This window comes from Saccharopolyspora gloriosae (genome assembly GCF_022828475.1).
Classification (GTDB): domain Bacteria; phylum Actinomycetota; class Actinomycetes; order Mycobacteriales; family Pseudonocardiaceae; genus Saccharopolyspora_C; species Saccharopolyspora_C gloriosae_A.
Window position 1 is genome coordinate 4,063,327 of sequence record NZ_CP059557.1, and the last position, 25,345, is coordinate 4,088,671.

Below are 25,345 nucleotides of genomic sequence, written 5' to 3' on the forward strand. Positions count from 1 at the left end.
CCGCACGGCCAACGGTGGACGCATGTCCGCCTACCACGAGCGTCCTTGGCTGGCCCGGTACGACACGGCGCAGCCGACCGACCTCGACGCCGAGTTCCCGCACGCCGTGGCCATGTTCCGGCACGCCGCGCAGCGGTTCCCGCACCGGCCGCTGATCCACTACTTCGACGCGACGCTGACCGCCGCCGAGCTCGACGAACTCAGCGACGCCTTCGCCGTGGCGCTCCAGGAGTGGGGCGTGGCGGCCGGTGATCGGGTGGCGCTGTACCTGCAGAACGTGCCGCAGTTCGTCATCGCGCTGCTCGGCGCGTGGAAGGCGGGCTGCGTCGCGGTTCCGATCAACCCGATGAACAAGCAGCGGGAACTCGCGCTGCTGCTGGCGGATTCCGGCGCGACGGTGCTGGTCGCGCTGCGCGGGCTGCACGAATCGGTCGCCGCCGAGGTGCTGGCGGAGACCGAGGTGACGTGGACGATCACCACCGCCGAGCACGAGCACCAGACCCGCGACGACCCGCGGGTGCTGCCGGAACCGGACCTGGACGTGCCCGCGGGCAGCACCGACCTCACCGCGCTGCTCGACGAACACCGGGGCAGGCGGCCGGTCGCGGTGTCGCTCGCGGCCGAGGACGTCGCGGTGCTCACCTACACCTCCGGCACCACCGGGCCGCCGAAGGGCGCGATGAACACCCACCGCAACATCGTGTTCGACGCGCGGGTGTGGCGGGACTGGATCGGCGTCGGACCCGACGACGTGATCCTCGGCGTCGCCCCGCTGTTCCACATCACCGGCATGGTGGGGCATCTCGCGCTGGCGCTGCTGACCCCGGCGCCGCTGGTGCTCACCCACCGCTTCGAACCGGGTGTTGTGCTCGACGCCGTGCGCGAGCACCGGCCCACGTTCACCGTCGGGGCGATCACCGTGTTCATCGCGCTGCTCAACACCGACGCCACCGCGGCTGACCTGGCGAGCCTGCGCCGGATCTACTCGGGCGGGGCACCGATCCCGCCGAGCACGGTGCTGGCGTTCGAGCGGCGCTTCGGGCAGCGGATCCACAACGTGTACGGGCTCACCGAAACGACCTCCGCCGCGTTCGCCCAGCCGTGGGAAGCGGAGGCGCCGGTGGACGCGAGCTCCGGCGCGCTGTCGGTGGGCGTTCCGGTGTACTCCACGCACGCGCGGATCATCGGCGAGGACGGCCGGGAGCTGCCGCCGGGAGAGGTCGGTGAGCTGGTCATCTCCGGTCCGCAGGTGGTCGCCGGGTACTGGGGCAAACCTGAGGAGACCAAGTCCGCGCTGCCCGGCGGAGATCTGCACACCGGCGATGTCGCGCGGATGGACGCCGAGGGCTGGTTCTACCTGGTGGACCGCAAGAAGGACCAGATCAACGCGGGCGGCTTCAAGGTGTGGCCGCGCGAAGTGGAGGACGTGCTCTACGAGCATCCCGCCGTTCGCGAGGCCGCCGTGGTCGGCGTGCCCGACGCCTACCGGGGCGAGACCGTGCGGGCGTACGTGAGCCTGCGCCCCGATCACGGTGCCACGCCGGAGGAACTGGTGGAGTTCTGCAAGCAACGACTCGCGGCCTACAAGTACCCGCGCCGGGTCGAGGTGCTCCCCGAACTCCCCAAGACCGCCACGGGAAAACTGCTCCGCCGAGAACTCCGAGCCCGCCACACCGACTGACACCCCGAACGAGGTGAACGGCCACCTGACCGATCCCACCGGCCAAAGGGGCCACTCACCCCAGTAGGGTCGTCAACCCCTTTGACCGGTAGGAATGGGCGAAGGGGGCGTTCACCTGGCTCACATCTCGGCGTTCGCGGTCAGGGGAGGCCGACGTAGTTCTCGGCCAGTGACGTGGCCGCGGCGGTCGAAGTGGCGACGTAGTCCAGGTGGGATCGCTGGAGGCGACGGGCGAACGCATCGGCCGCCGGATCGGTGTGCAGCAAGGTCGTCATGAAGTAGGAGAAGTGCTCCGCGCGCCACACCCGGCGCAACGCGGTGTCCGAATAGGACTCCAACGCTCGATCGTCGCCGCGCCCGAGCGCCTCGGTGAGCGCCCGCGCCAGCAGCGTCACGTCCGCCACGGCGAGGTTGAGCCCCTTCGCACCGGTGGGCGGCACGATGTGGGCGGCGTCGCCGGCCAGCAGCAACCTGCCGTACCGCAACGGTTCCGAGACGAAGCTGCGCATCGGCGTCACCGACTTGTCGGTGATCGGCCCGCGATCCAGGCGCCACTCCGCGTCGACGGCGAAGCGCACGTCCAGCTCGTCCCAGATCCGATCGTCCGGCCAGTCCCGCACGTCGGTGTCCGGCGGAACCTGCAGGTACAGCCTGCTGACCTGGGGAGTGCGCATGCTGTGCAGCGCGAAACCACGCTCGTGGCTCGCGTAGATCAATTCCTCGGTGGACGGCGCGACATCGGCGAGAACGCCCAGCCAGGCGAACGGATAGGTCCGCTCGTAGGTGCGGACCCGCTCGGCGGGGATGGCTTTGCGGGCCACGCCGTGGAAACCGTCCGCGCCGACCACGTAGTCGGCGTCCAGCACCTGCTCAGCCCCGGCGTGCCGGTAGCGGACCTGCGGGTGCTCGGTCTCGGCGCCGCGGACCTCCAGCACCTCTGCCTCGAACAACAGCGGTGCCCCGGATTCGACCCGCAGCGCCACCAGATCGCGCACCACTTCGGTCTGCGCGTACACCATCACCTGGCGGCCGCCGGTGAGCGCCGCCATGTCGATGCGGTGCCCGGCGCCGCCGAAGCGCAGCTCGATGCCGTCGTGCGGCAGCCCCTCGCGATCCATCCGTTCCCCCGCGCCGCAGGCCCGCAGCACGTCGACGGTGCCCTGCTCGAGGATTCCGGCGCGCTGCCGGTGCTCGACGTGTTCTCTCGAACGGGATTCCAGCACGACCGACTCGATCCCCTGGCGTTGCAGCAACCGCGCCAGCAGCAGTCCAGCAGGACCCGCCCCGATGATGGCCACGCTGGTCCGCATCGACATCTCCCTCGAGGGTTTAATCCGTGTACGGATGAATTGGCTATACGGTCCACCGCGAAAAGGACGTTGTCAACGAATCAGAAGCCTCTTGCTCGATGCAGCATCGCTCCGTGCACGGTTCGGATCACCGGTGGCGCACAATGGGCGGGTGGGTTCCATCGATCTCAGCACTCATCCCGGCCACCTGTTCCGGCGCGTCCAGCAGGTGCACACGATGCTGTGGACGGCGGCCGTCTCCGAGGACGTCACTCCACCGCAGTTCGCCGTGCTCAACGGGCTCGCCGACGAGGACGGGCTCGATCAGCGCACGCTCGCCGAACGGATCGCGCTGGACCGCTCCACCGCCGCCGACGTCATCGCACGGCTGGTGCGCCGCGGACTCGTCGAACGGGCCAGGGACAGCTCCGACGGCAGGCGCAACGTGCTGCGGCTGACCGAATCCGGGCGCACCGCGCACCACGGCCTGGTGCGGCGTACCGAGCGGATGATCGAGATCCTGCTGACCCCGCTGGACGGCGCGGAACGGGAGCGGCTGCTCGCGCTGCTCGGCCGGGTCGCGCAAGCAGGGGAACGGATCCGCGACCCCGGCTCAGCGGTCGCCTCAGAAACCTGAGCGCGCAGGCGGTTCGGTGCCGTGCAGCCAGGTTTCGAACAGGTCCGCCAGCGGCCTCGACGTGAACTCCTGGGCCAGCGCGGTGAAGTCGGCCGTGGACACCGTGCCGTGCCGGTGCTCGGTCGCCCATCGCCGCAGCAACCCGAAGAACGCCTCGTCGCCGAGTTCGCCGCGCAGCGCGTGCAGCGTGAGCGCACCGCGCTTGTACACGCCCTCGTCGAACATCCGCGCCACTCCCGGATCCGCGATCCGCAGGCCCGGTTCGGCTTCGCGCATCCGAGCGTGCCACTCGCGGGCGTGCTCGGCGGCGGTGCCCTCGCCGACGGACTCCGACCACAACCATTCCGCGTAGGTCGCGAACCCCTCGTTGAGCCAGATGTCGCGCCAGTCGCCGAGGGTGAGGCTGTTGCCGAACCACTGGTGGGCCAGCTCGTGCACCACCAGCCGCTCGTGGGTGCGTCCACCGTCGAGCAGGTTGCGGCCGAACACGGCCATGCCCTGCGCCTCGATCGGCTCGTCCAGGTCGTCGTCGGTGATGACCACGACGTACTCCGTGAACGGGTAGGGGCCGAACAGCTCGCCGAGCACCCGCATGATCTCGCCGTGGCGCCCGAAGGTCTCCCGGAACGGCGGCAGCAGGTGCGCGGGCACCGCCGCCCGCTGCGGCACCGGATCCGCCGCGAGCTCCACGTCCTCGTAACGGCCGGTGTGCACGCCCATCAGGTAGGTCGGCGTGGGCTCGGTCCGCTCGTAGATCCACTGGGTGGAGCCGGCACCGCTGGTGCGGCGGGACAGCAGATCTCCCGTGACCAGCACGGAGAAACCAGCGTCGGCGGTCACCGACACCCGGTAGGCGGCCTTGTCCGACGGGTGGTCGTTGCAGGGGAACCAGGACGGGGCGCCGATCGGCTGGCTGGCTACCAGCGACCCCTCGGTCAGCTCGTCCCAGCCGATGTCGCCCCACTGCCCGCGCACCGGACGCGGGTTGCCCGCGTACCGGACTCGCACCCGGAACGGGGCGCCGTCGGCGATCGCGCCCTGCGGCCGGATGCGGAGCTTGCCCGCGCGGTGGGTGAACTTCGCGGGCTTGTCGTCGACCAGCACCCGCCGCACTCGCAGATCCGCGAAGTCCAAGCTCAGCGCGGACAACGCCTGGGTCGCCACCGCCGACACCGTCACGTTCCCCGACAGCCGATTCGGCCCGACCCGGTAGTCCAGATCGAGGTCGTAGTGCTCAACGCGGTAGCCGCCGTTGCCGTGCGCCGGCAGGTACGAGTCGGTGGAACGGTCCGCTCCGGGCGCAGCCGTCATGAACGCCGCGCCCTGCCCCGCCACGCCGAGATCGGGTTGCCGCGCCACCGCGAATCCGCGGGCACCGCGTCGCCGCGCGTGATCAGCGAGCCGGGGCCGACCGTCGTGCGCGCGCCGATGCTCGCGCCGGGCAGCACGATCCCGTGCGGTCCCAGCGTCGCGCCCTCGTCCAGCGCCACCTCGTCCATGCTCATGATCCGATCATGGAACAAGTGGGTCTGCACCACGCACCCCCGGTTCACCGTCGCCCCCGCTCCGATGCGCACCAGGTCGGATTCGGGCAGCCAGTAGGTCTCCACCCACGCCCCGCGCCCGATGCGCGCGCCCATCGTGCGCAGCCACGTCGTCAGCAGCGGCGTGCCCGTCGCCGAACCCGCCAGCCACGGCACCGCCAGCACTTCGACGAAGGTGTCGGCGAGTTCGCCGCGCCACACGAACGAACTCCACAACGGCTGCTTGCGCACCCGGAACCGGCCCACCAGCAGCCACTTCGCCAGGCTCGTCACCGCGCACGCCAGCCCGCCCGCCGCCAGCAGCACGATCCCGGACAGCACGGCGGCGGCCCACAACCCCACCGCGGTCCACGCCGCCGCGAGCGCGGCGAGCACGAGCACCGCCAACGCCGCCGAGGCCATCACCGGCACGATCCGGCACAGCTCCACCAGCGCCCGCACGAACACCAGCCGCAGCGGCGGGTCGAAGGTCCGTTCCGAGTCCGAACGAACCTTCGCGCGCCGCAACGGCATCGGCGGCATGCCCAGGTAGGACGAGCCCTTCTTCGCCTTGCGCGGCGTGGACGAGAGCACCCCGACCAGTCCGCGCTTCGGCACCGACCGCCCCGGCGCGGTCATGCCGGAGTTGCCGAGGAACGCCTCCTTGCCGATGCGGGCCGGCCCCACGTGCATCCAGCCGTGGGCGAGCTCGTAAGTGGCGACCATGGTGTCGTCGGCGAGGAACGCGCCGTCGGCGACCTTCGTCATCTTCGGCACCGCCAGCACCGTGGAGATCTCCGTGCCACGGCCCACCTTCGCGCCCAGCAGCCGCAGCCACATCGGAGTGAACACGCTGGCGTACAGCGGGAACAGCGCGGTGCGGGCCATGCCCATCAGGCGTTCCGTGGTCCACACCTGCCAGGCGATGCGGCTGTGCACCGGGTGGTGCCCCTCGCGCAGTCCGATGCCGAGCGCGCGCACCGCGATCAACATCAGCAGCATGTAGCCGCCGAAGTACGCGGCCGTCGCCGCCGGAACGGCCGCCAGCGCGGCCACCGTCGCGGCCCGCAGTGTGGGCGTGCCCGCCAACGCAGCGGCGAGAACGACCAGCGCGGGCACGGCCGCCAGCACCGGGACCACCGCGAACAGCGCGGAGGTAAGACCGTACATCGTGCTCCACCGGCGGGATCGCGGCGGACGATGTGCGGGCCACTTGGCCGGTCCGCCCGCCGACCGCGCCGCGGGCGAGCCGGACCAGCGCTGTCGCGCCGGAATCACGCCGTACAGGGTCGAACCGGCCGCGGCCTCCGCACCCTTGCCGATCCGCGATTCCGGCAGCAGCGTGCTGCGCGCGCCCACTCGCGCTCCCGCGCCGATCCTGATCCGTCCGATGTGGACGATGTCGCCGTCCACCCAGTACCCGGACAGGTCCACCTCGGGCTCGATCGCCGCACCCCGACCGACCTTGAGCAGGCCCGTCACCGGCGGCGGCGAGTGCAGGTCAACGTCCTCGCCGATCTTCGCTCCCAGCGCCTTGGCGTAGTGCGTCGTCCAGAACGCGCCGGACACCGAACTCGCCCCGCACCGCTGATCCCACTGCTGAGCCGCCCACAACCGCAGATGCACGCCCCCGCCGCGCGGGTAACGACCAGGGCGGACCCGGTGCAGCAACATCCTGATGCCGCCCGCGGCGAGCGCGATCCGGCCCGGCGGGCTGAACAGCACCACCCACGCCACCGCCAATGCCCACCAGGACACCGCCGGAGCCCACGGCAGGCCCGCCGTGGCCAGCACCGTGCTCAACGCCGCCAGCAGCGTCGTCCAGCGCAGCCCGGTGAGCGTGCACAACGGGATCATCAGCAGCAGCTGGAACCAGCCCATCCGGCGCGGCACCGGGGCGACCTCGTCGCGGGCGGCCGTCACCGTGTCCAGCGCGTCCAGCTTCGCGGCGAGCTCACCCAGCCTCGGATGCTGGTACAGATCGGCGACCGAGACCTGCGGGTGCCGGGTGCGCAGCCGCGTCACCAGCTGAGCCGCTGCGAGGCTGCCGCCGCCGAGCCGGAAGAAGTCGGCTTGCGGCCCGCCCGGACTCATCCCGAGGATCTCCGCCCACTCGCCGACCAGCCACGACTCCGTCTCGGACAATCCCGCGACCGACTCCGGTTCCTGCTGCGGCAACGGCCAGGGCAGCGCCGCCCGGTCCACCTTGCCGGAGGTGCGCGTCGGCAACTCGTCCACCACCGCGAGCAGCGGGACCAACGATGCGGGCAGCACTTCCCGCAGCCTGCTCATCGCGTCGTCGGGGGCGAGCTCGGTTCCGTGCTCCACCACGAGGTAACCGACGAGCAGTTCGCCGCCCGCCTTCGTCTTGCGCACCGCCGCGGCCGCGCCCGCCACTCCGGGCAGCGCCTGCAACGCGGCGTCGACCTCGCCGAGCTCGATGCGCCTGCCGCCGAGCTTGATCTGCTCATCGGCGCGGCCGACGAACACCAGGCCTTCCGGGTCGGCGCGCACCAGGTCTCCGCTGCGGTAGGCCCGCGACCAGCCCAGCGACGGCAACGGCGCGAACTTCTCCGCGTCCTTCGCCGGATCCAGGTAGCGGGCCAGCCCGGCACCGCCGATGACCAGCTCACCTTGCTCGCCCGGGGCCACCGGTTCCGCGTGCGCGTCGATCACCGCGAGCCGCCAGCCCGCCAACGGCAATCCGATCCGCACCGGTCCCTGCCCGGTCAAGCGCGCCGTGCAGGCCACCACGGTCGCCTCGGTCGGCCCGTAGGTGTTCCACACCTCGCGGCCGTCGGCGACGAGCCGCTCCGCGAGCTCCGGCGGGCAAGCTTCACCACCGAAAATGAGCAGCCGCACCCCGGCAAGGGACTCGGCCGGCCACAACGCGGCCAACGTCGGCACCGTGGACACGACGCTGATCCGCCGCCGCACCAGCCACGGGCCGAGATCGGCGCCGGTGCGCACCAGCGAACGCGGAGCGGGCACCAGGCACGCGCCGTGTCGCCAGGCCAGCCACATCTCCTCGCAGGACGCGTCGAACGCCACCGACAAGCCCGCGAGCACCCGATCATCGGGTCCGATCGGCTCGTCCGGCAGGAACAACCGCGCCTCGGCGTCCACGAACGCCGCCGCCGAACGATGCGACACCGCCACGCCCTTCGGGGTGCCGGTGGATCCGGAGGTGAAGATGATCCACGCGTCGTCGTCCGGTTCGGGCGAACCGCCCCGGCCGATCGAGGCACCGAGCTCCACCAGGTCGCCGCCGGTGAGCACGGCGCACACCTCGGCTTCGCCGAACACGAGGTCCGCGCGTTCCTGCGGGTCGTCGGCGTCGACCGGCACGTAGGCAGCGCCCGCGGCGAGCACCGCGAGGATGCCCAGGTACAGCTCGGCCGTGCCGGACTCGACGCGGATCCCCACCCGGTCGCCGCGACCGATCCCGGCCGCGGTGAGTCGCCGGGCGTCGGTCTCGACGCGGTCGGCGAGTGCTCGGTAGGTGAAGGTCTCCTGTCCCGCGTCCAGGGCGAGCGCGTCCGGGTGGGCGCGGACGGTGGCCGCGAGCACGTCCAGCAGGGTGCGCTCCGGCGCGGCCGGCCCGGAGTCGAACAGTGCCGTGCCGACGGACTCCGCTTCCGGAACGGTCGCCACGACTTCGAGCGACTCCGCTTCCGGTGCGGCCGCCACGACTTCGAGCGACTCGGGTTCCGGTGCAGTCGCCGCGGTTTCGAGCGACTCGGGTTCCGGTGCAGTCGCCGCGGTTTCGAGCGACTCGGGTTCCGGTGCGGTCCGCGCGGTGTCGAGCGGACCAGGTTCCGGGGCGACCGGCGAGGCCTCGAACGATTCGATTTCCACGACGTCCGGAGCCGTCTCCAGCGGCTCCCGTTCCGGAGCCTTCGGAGCCGGCTCCAGCGGTTTCCGGTCCGGAACGGCCAACGCGGTGCGCGCGAGCGCGGCCGCGGTCGCGGTCGAACCGGGCGAATGCGGATGGGCCAGCAGGTCGGAGACGGGGAAATCGAGTCCCGGCGACTCGGGGACAGACGGCTCAGGCGCAGATGGCTCAGGGGCAGGCGACTCGGGGCCGCCGCGACTCATCGACAGCGTCAACGGGCCGGCCTTCCGCCGGGAACACCGGAATCCGGAACTCGATCACCGCTGATGCTCATGCCCCACCTTTTCCGGCCCATTCCCGCGCATCCCACACTTCCGCGAGAGACAGAAAGATCAGATTACCCCTGGTTAACGCGCGGACAGGCATTCGAGCGCGGATTCGTGTCCTGCCTCACCGGGCACCGGCCGGCCCGGTCAAGAGCCGACGCTCGGTCCTACCCGTGCAGGTGACCACGATCCGCGGACTTCACCCGATGCGCGGGAACTCGGCTCGATAACGACCACGCACCGACCGAAGACGACCGCGGAAATCGCGCAAGCCGACGACTCGCCCGCACGTTAAGGCGAACATCCGAACCGGTTCAGCACCCAGCGTTTCGATCACCGCTCCCCGATCGTTCCCACACTCGGCGCCGCGCCCGAACCGATCTCACCATGAGACGGATCAACGCAGGTGGGAGGTGTGATGAGACGTCGCGACCAGCTCGGCACGGGCACCGTTGCGCGCCCGATGCTGGACGACGCGCTCGACACGGCCACCCGGAACCGGGTGTGCCTGGTGATCGCGGCGGCCGGGTGGGGCAAGACGACCGCCGTCAAGGACTGGTCGGCCACGGGCGTCACCACCACCTGGTGGGCGCCCGAGAGCACCGGCGACGACGCCGGACGCCTGCTCACCGCACTGGTCGACGGCGCCCGACCGCACCTGCCCGGTGCCGCTCCGGCGACCGATCGCGGCTCGGTGTGCGACTGGTTGCGCGACCTACCCGTTGACCTGCACCTGGTCATCGACGATCTGCATGAGGCCGGTGAGCACGCCGTCGCGCTCATCGCCGACCTGTGCCGGACCGCACCGCCACGGCTGCGGCTGGTGCTGCTGTCCCGCCACGAACCGCCGTTCTCCCTGGAACGCCTGCGCGGACAAGGGAAAGTCGGGGAGATCGACGCCGGGCTGCTGGCCTTCGACACCGACGAGATCGCCGAACTGCTCGCGGGCGCCCTCGGCGACGGCGACGTCGCGCTCGCCCACCAACTCAGCGAACGCACCGGCGGCTGGCCCGCCGCGGTCTGCCGCGCCATCGAATCGCTGCGCACCGTGCCGGAGCCCCGGCGCTCCGGGATGCCCTCGGCCGCGCGCTTCCACCCGTACCTCGCCGAGGAGGTCCTCGACCGCGAACCGGAAGGAGCGCGGCACGCGCTGCACCGGCTGGCCGTGCTCGGTGACGTGACCACCGAGGAACCGGGCGGCATGTTCACCGACCTCGCCCGGCGCGGCCTGCTGCGCCCCGCGGGCAGCGGGCGGTGGGCGCTGGTGCCGCCGCTGGCGGAGTTCCTCGCCGAACCTCGCACGGTGACACCGGAGACCCGCACCTCGCTGCACCGCCAAGCCGCCGAAGAGGACCACCTCGCCGGTCGGTACGAGCGGGCATTGCGGCACCTCGTCGCCGCCCGCGACACCGAACGCTGCGCCGCACTGCTCACCGAAGTGGGCGGCAGGCTGCTCGACGACGGGCACGTGGACGTGGTGCTCGACGCCGCGGCCGTGCTCGGCGAATCCACCGGCGCGGACATCGCGCGCGTCATCGGCCAAGCGCACCGGATGCGGGGGCGCTGGCCGGAGGCCGCCGCGTGCTGGCGGCGAGCGGGTGCGCCGACCGAACCGGCGCTGGCGTGGCGGATCGCCGCCGCCGCGCTCGCCAGGGCCGAGCCCGCCGAAGCCCTCGACACCTGCGCGGCGGCCGCGGTGGGAACGGGCGACTCCCCCGAGGAGTCCCGGCTGTTCGCGACGGCCGCCCTGGCGCACCGCCTCACCGGCGACATCGTGCGCGGCCGCGAGGCCGCAGGCCGCGCCGTCGAGATCGCCGCGAACTGCCCGGCAGGCTCCGCCGCGCCCACCGCCGCCCGCATCGCCCGCGCCGTGCTCGCCGCCGCCCGCGGCGACCAGCGCGAGGCGCGCACCGCCTGGTCCGACGCAGCCGAGAACGCTCCGGCGGCGCACCTCGGCCGCCTGCACGCGCTGCGCGCACTGCACTGCACCGAACTCGGCGACCCCACCGCCGCATTGGCGCACGCCGACGCGGCGTTGCGGATCGCGGAAAAGCACGGCGATCCGCTGCTGCGAGCGCACGCGCTGACCCAGCGCGGCACCGCCCTGGCCAGGCTCGGCAGGTTCGACGAAGCGACCGTCGCCGTCGACGCGGCCTGCGACGGATTCGGCCGGTCCGGCACCGGATACCTCGCCTGGCCGCTGTGCGTGCGCGGCGACGTGCACCGCCAGCGCGGCAGGCTCGAACGCTCCCGCTCCGCCTACGAGGAGGCGCTGGCGCTCGCCGAACCCGCACGGGAAGTGCTCGGGATGAGCGCCGCGCTGATCGGGCTGGCCAGGGTCCGGGCGGTCGACGATCGGGAGCGGGCGCAGGTGCTCGCGCAACGCGCGGTGGATCTCGGCGAGCACCTGCACGAGGTGCGCGCGCTGCTCACCCGGGGCTGGATCGCCTGGGAGGCCGGGGACCGCGAACCGGCCATCGCGGACGCCGCCCTCGCCGCCGAACAAGCCCGCAGCCGCGGGGACGAACCCGGCTTGGCGGAAGCGCTGGAGCTCACCGCCGTCACCTCCGCCGACCAGCTGGAACACGGATCGGCGCTGGACGAAGCGGTGCAGATCTGGCGCGAAGGCGGTTTCGCCGTCGAAGAAGCGCAGGCCCTGCTGCTGCGCCACCGCCTCGGTCCGGTGCGCGACGGGGAGGGAGCAGTCGCGGACCTCGCCGAACGCACCCTGCGCGAGCACGGCGCGACACCCGACTCCCGAACCGCCGCAGGCCCGCTGGCCGCGGTGGCGCGACTGGCCCCGCCGGTGGCGCTGCGTGCGCTGGGCGTGTTCCGGATCGAGCACGCCGGGCTGCCGGTGCCGCGCGCGGCTTGGCAGTCCCGGAAGGCCCGCGAACTGCTGAAGATCCTCGTCGCGAAACGACGTCCGATGCGCCGCGAGGAGCTGATGGAGCTGCTGTGGCCCGAGGTCGACCCGGTGCGCGCAGGAAACCGGCTCTCGGTGCTGCTCTCGACCGTGCGCGACGTGCTGTCGGCCCCCGGGCCGCTGACCGGCTCGGTCCTGCTGACCAGTGAGACGGGCACCGTCGGACTCGACCCGCGCTACGTCCGGGTCGACGTCGAAGCATTCCTCGCGCAGGCCGACCGCGCGTTGCAGGCCCACCGCGACGACCTGCCCTCGGCGACGGCGCTGCTGCTGGACGCCGAAGCCGCCTACACCGGCGACTTCCTGGAGGACGACCCGTACCAGGCCTGGGCGGACGCGCTGGCCGATGAGCTCCGCACCACGCACGTCGCCGTGCTGCGGGCGTTGACCAGCCGGCTGCGGGCCGAAGGCGACACCGACCGGGTCGCCAGGTTCGCGTTGCGGCTGCTCCGCGACGATTGCTACGACGAAGAGGCGCACCTCGACTTGGTGAGCACGTTGCTGCGCGCCGAGCGCTTCGGCGAGGCGCGGCGCCGCTACGAGCTCTACAGCAAGCGGATGCGGGAGATCTCCGTGGCTCCCCGCCCGTTCCCCGGAATCCCCGGAAACCGGCGCAGTACTGACACCTCCGAGTGACGATTCTGCCCGATACGGGCGATACAGGCTCACCCTTAAGTAAACCCTAAACCGCCCTGAACTGCGGTTTCCTACTGTCGCGGAGTGCATTCCGCTTGCCCGAGGCGCGCATGAGCGCTCCCGCACCGATCCGGCCGGCCACGCTGGCCGTGTCCAGGTCGCACTTCGGCTTCTCCCCCGACGGCCGGGAGATCGCCTGCGTCCGCACCAGCTCCGAGGCGTCCACCTTGGAGCTGTGGTCCTTCGCGGCACGCAGCGCCCGTCCGCACACCCTGCGGACCCGCCGCTTCGGCCAGCTCCCGAGCAAGGCCCGCGCCTCGGAGCCCGACCTCGTCCACCACGGCAAAGCCGTTGATCCCTACGCGCAGCTGCTGCCGCTCGGCGACGGACGGGTGCTGGTGCTGACCGACCGCGGTGAGCTCGCCGAGCTGGAACTGATCGATCCGCTCGCCCCGCGCACTCACATCCTGGGCCAGGTGCGCGGCGCGAGCGGCTATCTGCTGCCGAGTCCTTCGGCGGCGCAGCTGGGTTTCCTGGTCGCGCGTGAAGACCCGGAACAGACGGCCGTCTGGCGTCTCACCGACGGCCCGCCCGGTGTCGAGCCACTCGTGCGGCTGCCAGGGGCCGTCTCTGGGGGTGTGTGGCTCGACACCGACGCGGATCTGCTCGCGCTGAACCTCTCCCGCCCCGGCCACGCGGTCGAAGGGGTGCTGGCCGATCTGCGGCGCGGATCGTGGCAGCCGTTGTTCTCGCTGTCGCCCGGCAGCGATGACCAGATCCTGCTGCACCACCAGCGCTCCAAGTTGTTGCTGGTGCGCTCCACCTCGACCGGCGCGGACCGGGTGGGGTGGGTGCTGCTGGACGGGGCGGGCAGCGTCCGCTTCCCGGACCGGCTGTGCCCGACGCACATTCCGCTGACCGTGGACGACGGCGGCCAGCGGGTGCTGCTGCGCCGGGAGTCGGGGGCGTTGTCCGCGCTGGACCTCTACTCGCCGCGGGACGACAAGCTCACCGCGCTGACCCTGCCGCCCGGGCGCACCGGGGATCAGGCGCACCTCAACGGCCGGACGGTGCGGGTGCCGTTCTCCTCGCCTGCCCGGCCGTCGACGCTGGTGACGGTCTCGCCGAACGGATCCTGCTCGGCGCTTCCGGACGAACCGGGGCCGGAGCAGCCGCCGTGGGCTTCCGCGGACCTGCTGCGCCTCGGCGGCGGCATCGAAGCCATCGTCTACGGCGGAGCCAAGTGGCGGTCCTGCGAGCACTTGGTGCTCGCACTGCACCACACCGAAGGCGCGCTGTGGCACTGGGAGTTCCACCCGCTGTTCCAGGACCTGGCGGCGGTGGGCGTGGCCGTGATCGCGCCGAACCACCGCGCCGAGGACGGCAAGTGGGGCGGGCCGGACCTGGCCGGGGTGATCTCGCTGGGGCATCACCTGCGTTCGCAGCGGCCCGGGCTGCCCGGGCCGATCCTGCTCGGCGGCGGCCATGGCGGACGGCTCGGCCTGCAAGCCGCGGGCAGCACGCCGGGCCTGTGGTCGGCGTGCGTGGCGATGGCGCCGCTGCTCACCGAGGACGACGACCTCGGGCGGATCATGGCGGCGAACACCGCACCGGTGCTGCTGATCCACGGCAGCCGCGATGAGACGGTACCGGTCGGGCGGGCACGGATGTTGCGCCGGAACCTGGCCGGACCGTCCGTCACGGGTCCGTCGATGCGGTACTTCGAGGTCGACGCCGGGCACGACGCCGTGGCCGCGGTGGACCGGGGAACGCTGCGGGAGAAGGTCGTCGCGTTCTGCCGGGGCGGCCTCGCCCCCTCACCCGGAGTGCGCTGAGCACCGTCGGGCACACTGATCGGCGATGAGCTCAACTGTTCTGGTCCTCGGCGGCCGCAGCGAGATCGGTGTCGAACTGGCCGCCCGCCTGGTCGGCGACGGCGCAGGCACGGTGATCCTGGCCGCCCGGCGCAGCCACGACCTCGACGCGCAGGAGTCCCTGCTGCGCGAGGCCGGCGCCGCGGAAGTGGAGCGGGTGGAGTTCGACGCGGACGACCTCACCACGCACCGCACGCTGCTCGACGAGCTCACCGCACGGCACGGCACGCTGGACGACGTGATCGTCTCCTTCGGCATTCTCGGCGATCAGGACCGCGCCGAGCACGATGCCGAGCACGCGGTGTCCATCGTGCACACCGACTACGTCGCGCACGTCTCGGTGCTCACCCACCTCGCGACAGTGCTGCGGACGCAGGGGCACGGGCGGCTGGTGGTGTTCTCCTCAGTGGCAGGCGTGCGGGTGCGGCGGGCGAACTACGTGTACGGGTCGGCGAAGGCCGGGCTCGACGGGTTCGCGGCCGGGCTCGCGGACGCGCTCGTCGGCAGCGGGGTGAGCCTGCTGGTGGTGCGGCCGGGTTTTGTGGTCGGGCGGATGACCGAGGGCATGTTTCCGGCGCCGTTCTCCAGCACCCCTGGGCAGGTCGCCGACGCGGCCGCGCGGGCGCTGCGCCGAGGGCGCGTGGAGGTGTGGGTGCCGTTCGCCCTGCGCGTGCTGTTCGGGGTGCTGCGGTACGTGCCGCGCCCGATCTGGCGCCGGATGCCGCGGTAGGAACCGGTCGGCGGTGGCGGAACGCACCACTGGACTGATGCCGCCGTTCTCGCCACACTGGGAGCTCAGGTCTCGGGGCCTGAGGCCTCAGGGCGTCGAACCTCCGGCGGCGTTTCGCCCTCCGGGGAGCCCGGCCCGGGCCGGCCCCTACCCGGCGTCCAGGTGTTGGAGTGAAGGTGCCCTCATGACGACCGATCGCAACGTTCTCGGTGGCGAACTGGAGCCTTGCGGCACCGAACCGCTCACCGGTTTCTACCGCGACGGCTGCTGCTCGACCGGACCGGAGGACGTCGGCGAGCACACGGTGTGCGCGGTGCTCTCCACCGAATTCCTCGTGCAACAACAGGAGTCGGGCAATGATCTGGTGACGCCCCGCCCGGAGTACGGCTTCGCCGGATTGCAGCCGGGTGATCGCTGGTGCGTGTGCGCCTCGCGCTGGTTGGAGGCGTATTCGGCGGGGGCGGCTCCGCCGGTGCTGCTGGCCGCGACGCACGCGAAGGCCATCGAAGTCGTTCCGCTGAGCGCGCTGCAGGAGCACGCCGTGGACGTACCCGCGGATCCGAGCACGCTGACTTGAGGCGCCTCCGGGCGGCGGCCCGCGTGGGCTCCGCCCGGGCCGTGCGCGTACGGATGCGATGATCTGGATCTCGCCGCCCACCCGCATTGGGCCGGTCGCCCGACGAGACACCGCCGGGTGAGGGAAACCCCTGTGAACATCGCCCGTGGCATCGGAACGCGTTCCGCTCTTGCCTGCGGTCGATCACACTGGGGCCGGTACGGCCGCGTCTTCGCGCGGGCACCGAAGCCCGCACCGGAGAGGCGGACTGCGCGCGGAACGAGAGCGGTTGATGTCAGCACCGGACTCCAGCACGACCGGGTCCCCCGGCTCGCCGAGCCTGTACGTCCAGGCTCAGGCGGGCAAAGCAGTGATCCGCAAGGTCGGCGATCAGGACGAACGCGAACAGCGGTTCTTCGACACCGTTTCGCAACCGCCGCGTTCCGGTGTGGTGCTGGCCGCCGCATCCGCGGTCACCGATCCAGCGTTCCTCGGCTCGCTGCACGAGGCCTTCCGGGGCGCGCTCAGCGGCACGAGCCGCGGGCAGCGCCCGCCGCAGGTGTGGGTCGCGGTTTCCGGGCTGCACCAAGCGGGGCCGCAGGGCTGGTCCCCCGCGCAGCGACTGGCCGACGAGTTCCGGGTGGACGTGCTCGCGCCGGACGGGCCGCTGGCGCTGGTGCCCGGCGGAACGATCTTCGCCGGTACCGGTGACCACGCGTGGCGGTTGTTCCGCGCCGGCACCGTCGCGCAGCCCTTCGCGCTCCGGTTGCCCACACCGCGCTGGGAATCGGCGTTGCCGCGTGCCCCCCGAACCGTTTCCGGCCTGCTGGTCGAACCGGTGCCCGCCGGACTGATGCTGCGGCCCGCTGAGGGTCGGCAGTCCGCGCCGGGCGCAGGCGTCGTCGTCCCGCAGTCGGGGCAACGTCCGCGGGTGCTGCTGGCACCGTCGATCACTCCCCCGCAGGTGGCCGCTGCCGTCGGCCCGTTGCCGCCTGCGGTGCGCAGCAGCATGGAACTGATCCCGACCTCGGCCGACACGGCCACCGCCGAGTGGATGCAGCAGCTGGCCGGGCTCCTCGGGCACGACGTGTTCGCCGCGACCGGCACGGTGCGCCGCGGTGAGGACGGCGTCGAGCGCGCCCTGGCACGCGGGGCGGACGGGGCGCAGTGGCAGCCGTTCCCGCTGCTGCTGCGGTATTCGGCGAACGGCGCGCAGGTCGTCTCGTCCGCCGCTGCTCCGATCGGCTGGGTGCCTGCGGGGCCTGCGTTGTACCGGTGGAGCGGGATGGCTCAGGCCAGTCCTAAACGGCCGGTGCCGGGCGAGCTGCAGGCGAAGGTGGTGCCCTCCGGCCTGGCCCTGGTCGAAGGAACGCAGGCGGCCGCACCCGCCCCGGCTGATCGGCTGGCTTTCGAATCGGACCGGATGACGTTGACGCTGGGCCGCCCGCACACGGGACTGTCGCAGCAGGTGCCGCAGGTGTTGCACGCGCTGCTGACGGGGTTGAACCCGCAGCAGCGGCGCAGGTTGCGATTGCTGGTGCTGGGGTCGACCGACGAGCCGCTGCGCGCTCAGCTGCGGGCGGCCGCGGGCGAGCTCGCCGAGCGGCTGGAGTTCCCGACGATGTCCGCGGCCGGTGGCGCAGTCGTCGCCGCCCCGCCGGGGGCCGAGCACGCGGGAGGCTCCCCTGGCGAACCGGCTCCGCGTCGCGAAGCTCCAGCCGAAACGGGCGCCCCGGCGCCGGACTCCGATGCCGACACGGTCGTGCGGGAACCGGTCGCTCCGCCCGCGCTCCCCGCTAAGCGCCCGCGCACCGAGTCGGAAGGCCCGGCGCCGGACGTGCTCCTTCCCCGCCCCGGTGATCAGCGGACGGTGCGCGCCCCGCGCGAAGTCGCGCCCGCCGCACAGAACAGGCCGGGCCATGACACGACCGCGCGGATGCCGATCGTGCCTGGCTCAGCCGAGCCGGACCGAGCGGTCGCACCGGAATCCCGGCCCCCTGCTCAGCAACCCGCCGACACCACCGCGCAGGACACGGTCATGCTGCGCATCGACGGCGACCAGGTCCGCGACCTGACACCCGACGCGGACACCGAGCAGCCGCCCGCGGAGGCCGCGCCCGAACTGGGGCTCATTCCGGCGTCGCTGCCGGACGACGCGTTGCCCGCCGATCACCAGAGCACGCCGGAGCAACGCACCCGCTTCTCCCAGTGGGCGGGCGAGGTCTTCGACGACTCGCTGCCGTCGGTCAACACCGCGCTCGCGACCTTCCCCGCATTGCGCGAATCGGGGGCGGAGCACGAGTCCAAAGCGGATCTCGTCGCCGTGCACCTCTACATCGGGGGCGGCCCGCAGGGCGGGAACGCGCTCAACCGCGCGTTGCGCGGTTCGGACGCGGCGGCGGTCCGGGACTACGCGGCCTGCCTGACCTCCGGCCTGCGCAGGTTGCCGGTGCACCGCGGCGCCTCGTTCCGCACGGCTCGCGTGCGCGACGGGCACTCCCCGCTGTCGGGGTACGAACCGGGCACCTTGCTCGACGAGCCCGCGTTCCTGAGCGGGACCTCCGCGAGCGACGTGACGGTGGACGATCCGCACGTGGACGTGGTGATCTGGTCGTTGACCGCACGGCGCATCGCCGCGATCGGCCAGAGCGCACCGGACGAGGTCGTGTTCACCTCGGCGACCAGGTTCAAGGTGCTCGCGGTGGATCGCCAGGACACCGAGCAGGACGGTGACGGGGCCGCCATGCCGCCCGCGGTGCTGATGCGCGAGCTGCGCCCCGGCGAGGCTTCGGCCCCCGGCGAACTCACCGAGGCCGACGAAGCGGTGCTGCCGAGGCTGCGCCGGGCGCTGCACCGCAGGCACACGAATCAGCTGCGGGTGCTCACCGACGCCGACCACATCGAGCGGTTCGGCGAACCTGTCGGCCTCGTGCTGGGCGAGCTGGGCGGTGCCCCCGCAGCGACCTCCGATGCCATCACCGCCGACCCGGATCCGGTTGCGCCGCAACCGGTTTCGGCGGCCGCCCACTGATATCGATGAGGCAGAACAGGATCATGCGAGCAAGCCGACCCGTCCTCGCCGCGCTGGGGGTGGCAGGGATGCTGCTGACCACGGCCGCTCCCGCCGCCGCCGTGCCCGGTGCACAACTCCCCCGCGCTCAGTCCCCCGGCGCCGATTGCCGTCCGCCGCCGGTGCGCAGCGAGGTCGCCCGGCCGTGGGCGCAGCAGCTGCTCGCACCCGAACGCGCCTGGGAGCTCACCCGCGGGCAGGGCGTGCTCGTCGGCGTCATCGACTCCGGAGTGGACGCGTCGATCCCCCAGCTCGCAGGCGGAGTGCTCGTCGGACACGACGTCCACTCGCCCGGCGGTGGACCCGCGAACACCGACTGCCTCGGGCACGGCACGTTCGTGGCCGGGATCATCGCGGCCCGCCAGCTGCCCGGGATCGGTTTCTCCGGCGTCGCTCCGGATGCCCAGGTGCTGCCGATCCGGGACACCCAGTCCACCGACGGTGGCTCCGCGCACACCATGGCGGAGGGCATCCGCACGGCGGTGAACTCGGGCGCGAAAGTCATCAACATCTCGGAGAGCACCTACTACGACGACCAGGAACTGCGCGGCGCGATCGAGTTCGCGCAGTCGCGGGACGTGCTGGTCGTGGCCGCCGTCGCCAACGGTGCGCAAGAGGGCAACCCGATCCCGTACCCGGCGTCGTATCCGAACGTGCTGGCAGTCGGTGCGGTGGATTCCAGCGGCGCGCGGGCGAGCTTCTCGCAGACCGGTGACTTCCTCTCCCTCGTCGCTCCCGGCGTGGACGTGATGAGCCTCGGGCCGGGCGGGCCGGGGCACTGGCAGGACAGCGGCACGAGCTTCGCGACCCCGTTCGTCACGGGCACCGCGGCGCTGGTCCGCTCCTACCACCCGGAACTGGACGCCCAGCAGGTGAAGAACCGGCTGCAGGCCACCGCGACCCGCCCCGGCGTCACCGTCCCGGACCCGCAGATGGGCTGGGGGACGGTGAACCCGTATTCGGCGGTCACCGCGGTACTGCCCGAGGAGGGCGGCGCCACGGGCGGCGGCACTCCCGCCGGGCGCGCGGTGCACCCGGACATTCCGGTGGACAACCCGGTGCCGATGCGGGTGGTGACGCTGAGCATCGCCGGGGTGGTGCTGCTGGTGATCGCGGCCGCGCTCGTCACCCGGCTCGGCCCGGCGGGGCACCGGCGCCGGTGGCGCAGGAGCCGGGTGGTGAAGGTGGTCGACGGCCCGCAGGAGACCGCGTCGAACTGACCGTTCACCGTGTCGCCGGGCACGGCGCCGTTGGGCTCGCCTCGCGCGATCGGCACACTGTGCTGACGTAGCGGATCGAGGGAGGGACTCCGATGCGAGCCGACCAACCACCATGCGGCCCGGCTGCGTGTACCGAGCGCGCGGCGCAGGGCGAACGAGCCGACGCCGCGCGCAACCGCAGGCGGATCATGGACGCCGCCCAGGGCATGGTGCGAGCGCACGGGGTGGAGTCGTTGTCGATGGAGGAGGTGGCCCAGTCCGCAGGCGTCGGCGTCGGCACCGTCTACCGGCGGTTCGGGGATCGGGCGGGTCTCGCCTACGCGTTGCTCGACGAGCGGGAACGGGAGTTCCAGGAGGCGTTCCTGTGCGGGCCTCCCCCGTTAGGCCCCGGTGCCGCTCCCGGTGAACGGGTCCGGGCGTTCCTGGACGCGCTGCTCGATCGGGTGGACGAGCAGTCGGCGCTGCTCCTGGTCGCCGAGACGAACAGTGCACACGCCCGCTACCTCAGCGGCGCCTACGGTGCGCATCGCGCGCATCTGGCGGACCTGCTGCGTTCGGCGCATCCGGAGGGTGACGCACCGGTGCTGGCGGACGCGTTGCTGGCACCGTTCGGCTCGGTGCTGATCACCTACCAGCAGGAGGTCGCGGGGATATCGCTGGAGCGGATCCGCGCGGGGCTCGACGATCTGGTCGCTTCATTCCTCGAATAGGAGAATCCGGCGCAATTCCGCGGATCAAGATAATCCATTTTGGACAATTCTTGCCGCGGACCGGCTGATTGCCGAGTTCGGCGAAACCACGCATCGACCCGCTGCGCACGGATACGCGCCGCTCGTCCGAATCCGCACCGCCCGGATCCTTCGCAGTGATTCGCGTCCTTCGCTGGACGTCCGACACTCTAAAGTGGGCCGCTGCTCGGTGGATCGCACACCCACTGCCGTTGCGTGGCATCGACCGCCGCTCGACCGTTACGGTCGTGTCCCGAGTGGAGAGGCTCCGATGATCAGCACGGTTCGGCGGACGTTCGGCGGCTTGGCCTGGCCGGCGTACCTAGTGGGCTGTGTCCTGGTGGCGCTCGTCTACTTCTCCATCCCGCAGAGCAACGCCACGGATCCGTTGCGCATCGCGCTCTACTGTGGAATCAGCGCCTCGGCGGTGCCCGCCCTGCTCTACGGGGTGCGCATCCACCGGCCCCGCCGGGCGTTGCCGTGGCTGCTCATCGCAGGCAGCCAGGCCGTGTACTGCCTCGCCGACACGATCTTCTACACCAGCCACTCCCTGCTCGACATCACCACGTTCCCCTTCATCGCCGACGTCTTCTACCTGGCGCACTTCCCGCTGATCGTCTGCGGCTTGCTGCTGCTGATCCGGGCGCGCTCGCCGCGCCGGGACCTGCTGAGCCTCATCGACGCGACGGTGCTGGCCGTGGCGGCGGGGCTGCTGTCCTGGCTGTACCTGATCAAACCGTTGACCCGCGGCGACGATCCCGTGCTGACCACCGCCGCGTACGTGGCCTACCCGGTGCTGGATCTGGCGTTGCTGGCGGTGGCGCTGCGGCTGTTGCTCGACCACGGACCGCGCCCGCCGTCGTTCTTCCTGCTGGCGGGCAACCTGCTGGCGTTCCTCGGCGCCGACTCGGTCTACGTGTTGCAGCGAATCGACGGCAGCTACTCCGCGGGAAACTTCCTGGACGTGCTGTGGCTCGCGGGCAACATCGCGCTCGGCACCGCCGGGCTGCACCCCACGATGGTCGCGTTGACCCGGACCGGGCCGGGCCGCGAACTGGGCCTGAGCCCGGTGCGGGTGACCACGCTGGCGGCGGCGTCGCTCATCGCCCCCGGGATCCTCGCGTTCGAAAACGCTCGGGTCTCGACGGGATACGTGAACGCGATCGCGGTGGCCTGCGCGGTGCTGTTCCTGCTCACCTTGGCCAGGTTGGTGGTCATGGTCTCCGAACAGCGCAGGCTGGCGGTGACCGATTCGCTGACCGGGCTCTACACCCGGCGGCACTTCGAGATGGAGCTGCCGAAGGCGTTGGCGCGGGCGGCCCGCGCCCGCAACAGGCTCGCGGTGTTCATCCTGGACGTCGACTACTTCAAGTCGATCAACGACCGCTACGGGCACCCGGTGGGCGACCTCGTGCTGGTGGAGATCGCCGACCGGCTCCGTGCCGTCGTCCGCGAAGACGACGTGCTGGCCCGGCACGGCGGGGAGGAGTTCGCGGTGCTGGCCTCCGCCGTGACCGCCGAGGACGTACGGGTGGTCGCCGAGCGGCTCCGGCTGGCGGTCGCGCGGGAACCGATCACCGTCGGCGACGGGCAGTCGATCAGGGTCACCACCTCGGTCGGGGCGGCGCAGACGACCGGGCACGACGACGACCCGGTCAAGATCGTGGCCGCCGCCGACCGGGCGCTGTACTCGGCGAAGGCCGAGGGGCGCAACCGGGTCGCCGTCGGCGACCGCCCGGTGCCCGTGGCCGCGGTGGATCATCCGTCCGCGCTCAGCTACCTGCACTCGGTGAGCGACCAGGTCGACCAGTGCCTGTCCTCGCACTCGCACGGCCGGGCCGTCGGTGACTACGCACGCGTCGTGTGCCGAGCGATGGGCGGCGATGCCGCCACCGTGCACGACACCGAGCTCGCCGGCCGGCTGCACGACGTGGGCAAGGTCGTCATCCCGGAGGCGGTGCTGAGCAAACCGGCCGCGCTCGACGACGCGGAGTGGGCGCTGGTGCGCCGGCACCCCGATCACGGCTACTACCTGCTCCGGTCGGTGCCGGAACTGCACGACATCGCCGAGATCGTGCGCCAGCACCACGAACGCTGGGACGGCAAGGGCTATCCGCTGGGCCTGGCAGCGGACGCGATCCGGTTCGAGGCGCGGATCATCTCCGTCTGCGACGCGTGGGCGACGATGCTCGCCGACCGGCCTTATCGGCGCCCCCTCACCATGGACGAAGCCTTGCAGGAACTGCGCGACGGCCGCGGCACCCAGTTCGACCCGGCTGTCGTGGACGCGTTCCTGCGGCTGCACGCCGAAGGCGAGATCCACCGGTTGCCGCCGCTGTTCGCCCCGGCATCGGACTGAACGGCCGCCCGCGGCGGTCGAGGCTCAGTCGCGTTGGCCGGGGTCGCCCAGGACTCCGGGGGCCACGAGCGCGTCGCGGGTGTTCTTCCACGGCTTGACCCATGTCATGTCTTCGGCGCTGAGCGCCTCGCCGCAGGCACTGCACACCTGCCCCTGGGTGGTCTCGTTGCCGCACGGCCGATGGATCATCGCCATGTGCCCGCCGCCTGCGGGCGTCGGCGTGTGCCGCTCAGCCCACAGCGCGAGCTGCTGCAGGACCGGCAGCAGCTCCGCAGCCGACTCGGTCGCCGCGTATCCCTGCCGGGTGCGCCCGCCGCTGTCGTAGTCGACGCGCGTCAGCAGCCCGGCCTCGACCATGGCGCGCAGCCGACGGCTGAGCACCGCCTCCGAGATGCCCAGGCTCCCGCGCAACGCGTCGAACCGGCCACGGCCGTGCAGCACGTCGCGGATGATCAGCAGCACCCACGGGTCGCCGAGCACGTCGAGCGATCGGCGAATCGGACAGGGATCGTCGGACCAATCAGAACGCAGCGGCATCGTATTCCCATCACCTCACGCCTCGGGTAATTTACCCGCGAGCGTACGACTTCCCTCAAGAAAGTCAGGATGCGATGTCGACCCGATCTCCCGTGCGCGCAAGTGCACCTCGCATCCACCCGGCGTGGTGGGTGGCGGCCGTGGCGTTCCTGGCGCTGCTGTGCGCGTCGGGCTTCACCGCCGCACCCGGCGCGTTGATGGTGCCGCTGCACCAGGAGTTCGGGTGGCCGACGAGCGTGATGTCGCTGGCCGTGAGCCTCAACCTCGTGCTCTTCGGTGTCGTCGCGCCCTTCGCGGCAGCGCTCATGGACCGCTTCGGCATGCGCCGGGTCGTCGCGTCCGCGCTGGTGCTCGTGGCACTCGGCTCCGGCGGCAGCATCACCATGACCGCGTCCTGGCAGCTGCTGATCTTCTGGGGCGTGCTGATCGGTACCGGAACCGGCGCGATGGCGCTGGTGTTCGCCGCGACCATCGCCAACCGGTGGTTCGTCGAACGCCGCGGCCTCGTCATGGGAATGCTGACCTCCGGATCGGCCGTCGGTCAGCTGGCGATCCTGCCCATCGTCACCGCCGTGGCCGAGAACGTCGGATGGCGAGCGGCCTCCCTGACCATCGCCGCGGCGGCCCTGATCGCCGCGCCGCTGGTGTGGGCGGTCATCCGGGACCACCCCGAGGATCGCGGGGTGCTGCCCTACGGCGCCGATCCGGACGAGCACGAGGTCGCTCCCCGTGCCACCGGCGGCGCCGTGCGGCGCGCACTCGACGGACTGGCCTTCGCCGTGCGGCGGCGAACGTTCTGGGCACTGGCGATCGCGTTCGCGATCTGCGGGGCCACGACCAACGGCCTCATCGGCATCCACTTCATCCCCTCGGCCCACGACCACGGAATGCCGAGCACGACCGCCGCGAGCCTCCTGGCCGCCGTGGGGGCGTTCAACATCCTCGGCACGGTCGGTTCCGGCTGGCTGACGGACAAGATCGACCCGCGCAAGCTGCTGGTCGTCTACTACGCCTTCCGCGGGGTCAGTCTGCTCCTGCTGCCCTGGCTGCTGTCGGACCAGGCCCATCCGAGCATGATCCTGTTCATCGTCGTCTACGGCCTCGACTGGGTCGCGACCGTTCCGCCCACCGCCGCCCTGTGCCGCAGGCTGTTCGGTGAGCGCGGCACGATCGTCTTCGGCTGGGTCTTCGCCTGCCACCAGATCGGCGCCGCCACGGCCGCGTTCACCGCCGGAGTCATCCGCGACGTCTTCGGCACCTACACCTACGCCTGGTGGAGCGGAGCGGCGATCTGCGCCATCGCCGCCGTGCTCTCAGTCCTGGCCAAAGCACCGAGCACGGTCCTCGCCTCGCAGCGTTGATCACGACGCTGCGGACTCCTTCGTGCATGCGGAGCTCGATCGGCCTACCGATCTTCG

The 25,345-nt window shown here is 72.0% G+C and carries 15 protein-coding genes; 11 read left to right on the forward strand and 4 right to left on the reverse strand.

What is annotated here, in order from left to right; genetic code table 11:
* The first annotated feature begins 22 nt into the window (after positions 1-22).
* On the forward strand, positions 23-1,681 hold the full coding sequence (locus H2Q94_RS17575) for a long-chain-fatty-acid--CoA ligase (RefSeq protein ID WP_243788275.1): 1,659 nt from the start codon (positions 23-25) through the stop codon (positions 1,679-1,681).
* 140 nt (positions 1,682-1,821) lie between these two features.
* Here H2Q94_RS17575 and H2Q94_RS17580 read toward each other — a convergent pair whose 3' ends face one another.
* Positions 1,822-2,991 carry a 4-hydroxybenzoate 3-monooxygenase gene (locus tag H2Q94_RS17580; protein WP_243788276.1) on the reverse strand — a complete coding sequence of 390 codons (1,170 nt, stop codon included), beginning with the start codon at positions 2,989-2,991 and terminating at the stop codon, positions 1,822-1,824.
* 151 nt (positions 2,992-3,142) lie between these two features.
* On the opposite strand from H2Q94_RS17580, the gene H2Q94_RS17585 reads away from it, so the two are divergent.
* A complete protein-coding gene (locus tag H2Q94_RS17585) occupies positions 3,143-3,607 on the forward strand; it encodes a MarR family winged helix-turn-helix transcriptional regulator (RefSeq protein WP_243788277.1) in 465 nt (154 codons plus the stop codon).
* On the opposite strand, the gene H2Q94_RS17590 is transcribed toward H2Q94_RS17585, so the two are convergent.
* Both H2Q94_RS17590 and H2Q94_RS17595 read right to left on the reverse strand, forming a co-directional pair.
* Positions 3,596-4,918, reverse strand: coding sequence for a M1 family metallopeptidase (locus H2Q94_RS17590; protein WP_243795775.1), 1,323 nt, complete (start codon positions 4,916-4,918; stop codon positions 3,596-3,598). The two genes, H2Q94_RS17585 and H2Q94_RS17590, sit on opposite strands and share 12 nt — an antisense overlap.
* Entirely contained in the window at positions 4,915-9,240 is a 4,326-nt protein-coding gene (locus H2Q94_RS17595) for a Pls/PosA family non-ribosomal peptide synthetase (protein WP_243788278.1), read from the reverse strand. Before H2Q94_RS17595 ends, H2Q94_RS17590 begins: the two co-directional genes overlap by 4 nt.
* A 469-nt stretch (positions 9,241-9,709) precedes the next feature.
* On the opposite strand from H2Q94_RS17595, the gene H2Q94_RS17600 reads away from it, so the two are divergent.
* From H2Q94_RS17600 to H2Q94_RS17635, 8 genes are all read left to right on the forward strand, one after another.
* A complete protein-coding gene (locus tag H2Q94_RS17600; RefSeq protein ID WP_243788279.1) occupies positions 9,710-12,853 on the forward strand; it encodes an AfsR/SARP family transcriptional regulator in 3,144 nt (1,047 codons plus the stop codon).
* Positions 12,854-12,963: 110 nt separating this feature from the next.
* Positions 12,964-14,688 (forward strand): alpha/beta hydrolase, encoded by a 1,725-nt coding sequence (locus tag H2Q94_RS17605; protein WP_243788280.1) that lies wholly within the window; start codon positions 12,964-12,966, stop codon positions 14,686-14,688.
* A gap of 25 nt (positions 14,689-14,713) precedes the next feature.
* The gene (locus tag H2Q94_RS17610; protein ID WP_243788281.1) at positions 14,714-15,457 is read left to right on the forward strand and encodes a decaprenylphospho-beta-D-erythro-pentofuranosid-2-ulose 2-reductase; all 744 of its coding nucleotides are present in this window, start codon (positions 14,714-14,716) and stop codon (positions 15,455-15,457) included.
* A gap of 184 nt (positions 15,458-15,641) precedes the next feature.
* Positions 15,642-16,034: a DUF2237 family protein gene (locus H2Q94_RS17615; RefSeq protein WP_243788282.1), complete on the forward strand. Its 393-nt coding sequence runs from the start codon at positions 15,642-15,644 to the stop codon at positions 16,032-16,034.
* Between the two features lie 271 nt (positions 16,035-16,305).
* The gene (locus tag H2Q94_RS17620; RefSeq protein WP_243788283.1) at positions 16,306-19,044 is read left to right on the forward strand and encodes a hypothetical protein; all 2,739 of its coding nucleotides are present in this window, start codon (positions 16,306-16,308) and stop codon (positions 19,042-19,044) included.
* A 5-nt stretch (positions 19,045-19,049) separates the two neighbouring features.
* Positions 19,050-20,303, forward strand: coding sequence for a type VII secretion-associated serine protease mycosin (mycP, locus tag H2Q94_RS17625; protein ID WP_243788284.1), 1,254 nt, complete (start codon positions 19,050-19,052; stop codon positions 20,301-20,303).
* Between the two features lie 92 nt (positions 20,304-20,395).
* A complete protein-coding gene (locus H2Q94_RS17630; RefSeq protein WP_243788285.1) occupies positions 20,396-21,013 on the forward strand; it encodes a TetR/AcrR family transcriptional regulator in 618 nt (205 codons plus the stop codon).
* Between the two features lie 289 nt (positions 21,014-21,302).
* Positions 21,303-23,390, forward strand: a complete 2,088-nt coding sequence (locus H2Q94_RS17635; protein WP_243788286.1) for a bifunctional diguanylate cyclase/phosphohydrolase — start codon at positions 21,303-21,305, stop codon at positions 23,388-23,390.
* Between the two features lie 24 nt (positions 23,391-23,414).
* On the opposite strand, the gene H2Q94_RS17640 is transcribed toward H2Q94_RS17635, so the two are convergent.
* Positions 23,415-23,927, reverse strand: a complete 513-nt coding sequence (locus tag H2Q94_RS17640) for a winged helix-turn-helix transcriptional regulator (RefSeq protein ID WP_243788287.1) — start codon at positions 23,925-23,927, stop codon at positions 23,415-23,417.
* Positions 23,928-24,001: 74 nt separating this feature from the next.
* Between H2Q94_RS17640 and H2Q94_RS17645 the strand changes: the two genes are divergently transcribed.
* Positions 24,002-25,288 (forward strand): MFS transporter, encoded by a 1,287-nt coding sequence (locus tag H2Q94_RS17645; protein ID WP_243788288.1) that lies wholly within the window; start codon positions 24,002-24,004, stop codon positions 25,286-25,288.
* Positions 25,289-25,345: the final 57 nt, after the last annotated feature.

What these genes read in the sequence shown, in the direction of transcription:
- H2Q94_RS17575 (WP_243788275.1), top strand. Translation starts at nt 23, where the DNA reads ATGTCCGCCTACCACGAGCGTCCTTGGCTGGCCCGGTACGACACGGCG.
- H2Q94_RS17580 (WP_243788276.1), bottom strand. Translation starts at nt 2,991, where the DNA reads ATGCGGACCAGCGTGGCCATCATCGGGGCGGGTCCTGCTGGACTGCTG.
- H2Q94_RS17590 (WP_243795775.1), bottom strand. Translation starts at nt 4,918, where the DNA reads ATGACGGCTGCGCCCGGAGCGGACCGTTCCACCGACTCGTACCTGCCG.
- H2Q94_RS17600 (WP_243788279.1), top strand. Translation starts at nt 9,710, where the DNA reads ATGAGACGTCGCGACCAGCTCGGCACGGGCACCGTTGCGCGCCCGATG.
- H2Q94_RS17605 (WP_243788280.1), top strand. Translation starts at nt 12,964, where the DNA reads ATGAGCGCTCCCGCACCGATCCGGCCGGCCACGCTGGCCGTGTCCAGG.
- H2Q94_RS17610 (WP_243788281.1), top strand. Translation starts at nt 14,714, where the DNA reads ATGAGCTCAACTGTTCTGGTCCTCGGCGGCCGCAGCGAGATCGGTGTC.
- H2Q94_RS17615 (WP_243788282.1), top strand. Translation starts at nt 15,642, where the DNA reads ATGACGACCGATCGCAACGTTCTCGGTGGCGAACTGGAGCCTTGCGGC.
- H2Q94_RS17620 (WP_243788283.1), top strand. Translation starts at nt 16,306, where the DNA reads ATGTCAGCACCGGACTCCAGCACGACCGGGTCCCCCGGCTCGCCGAGC.
- mycP (WP_243788284.1), top strand. Translation starts at nt 19,050, where the DNA reads ATGAGGCAGAACAGGATCATGCGAGCAAGCCGACCCGTCCTCGCCGCG.
- H2Q94_RS17630 (WP_243788285.1), top strand. Translation starts at nt 20,396, where the DNA reads ATGCGAGCCGACCAACCACCATGCGGCCCGGCTGCGTGTACCGAGCGC.
- H2Q94_RS17635 (WP_243788286.1), top strand. Translation starts at nt 21,303, where the DNA reads ATGATCAGCACGGTTCGGCGGACGTTCGGCGGCTTGGCCTGGCCGGCG.
- H2Q94_RS17640 (WP_243788287.1), bottom strand. Translation starts at nt 23,927, where the DNA reads ATGCCGCTGCGTTCTGATTGGTCCGACGATCCCTGTCCGATTCGCCGA.
- H2Q94_RS17645 (WP_243788288.1), top strand. Translation starts at nt 24,002, where the DNA reads ATGTCGACCCGATCTCCCGTGCGCGCAAGTGCACCTCGCATCCACCCG.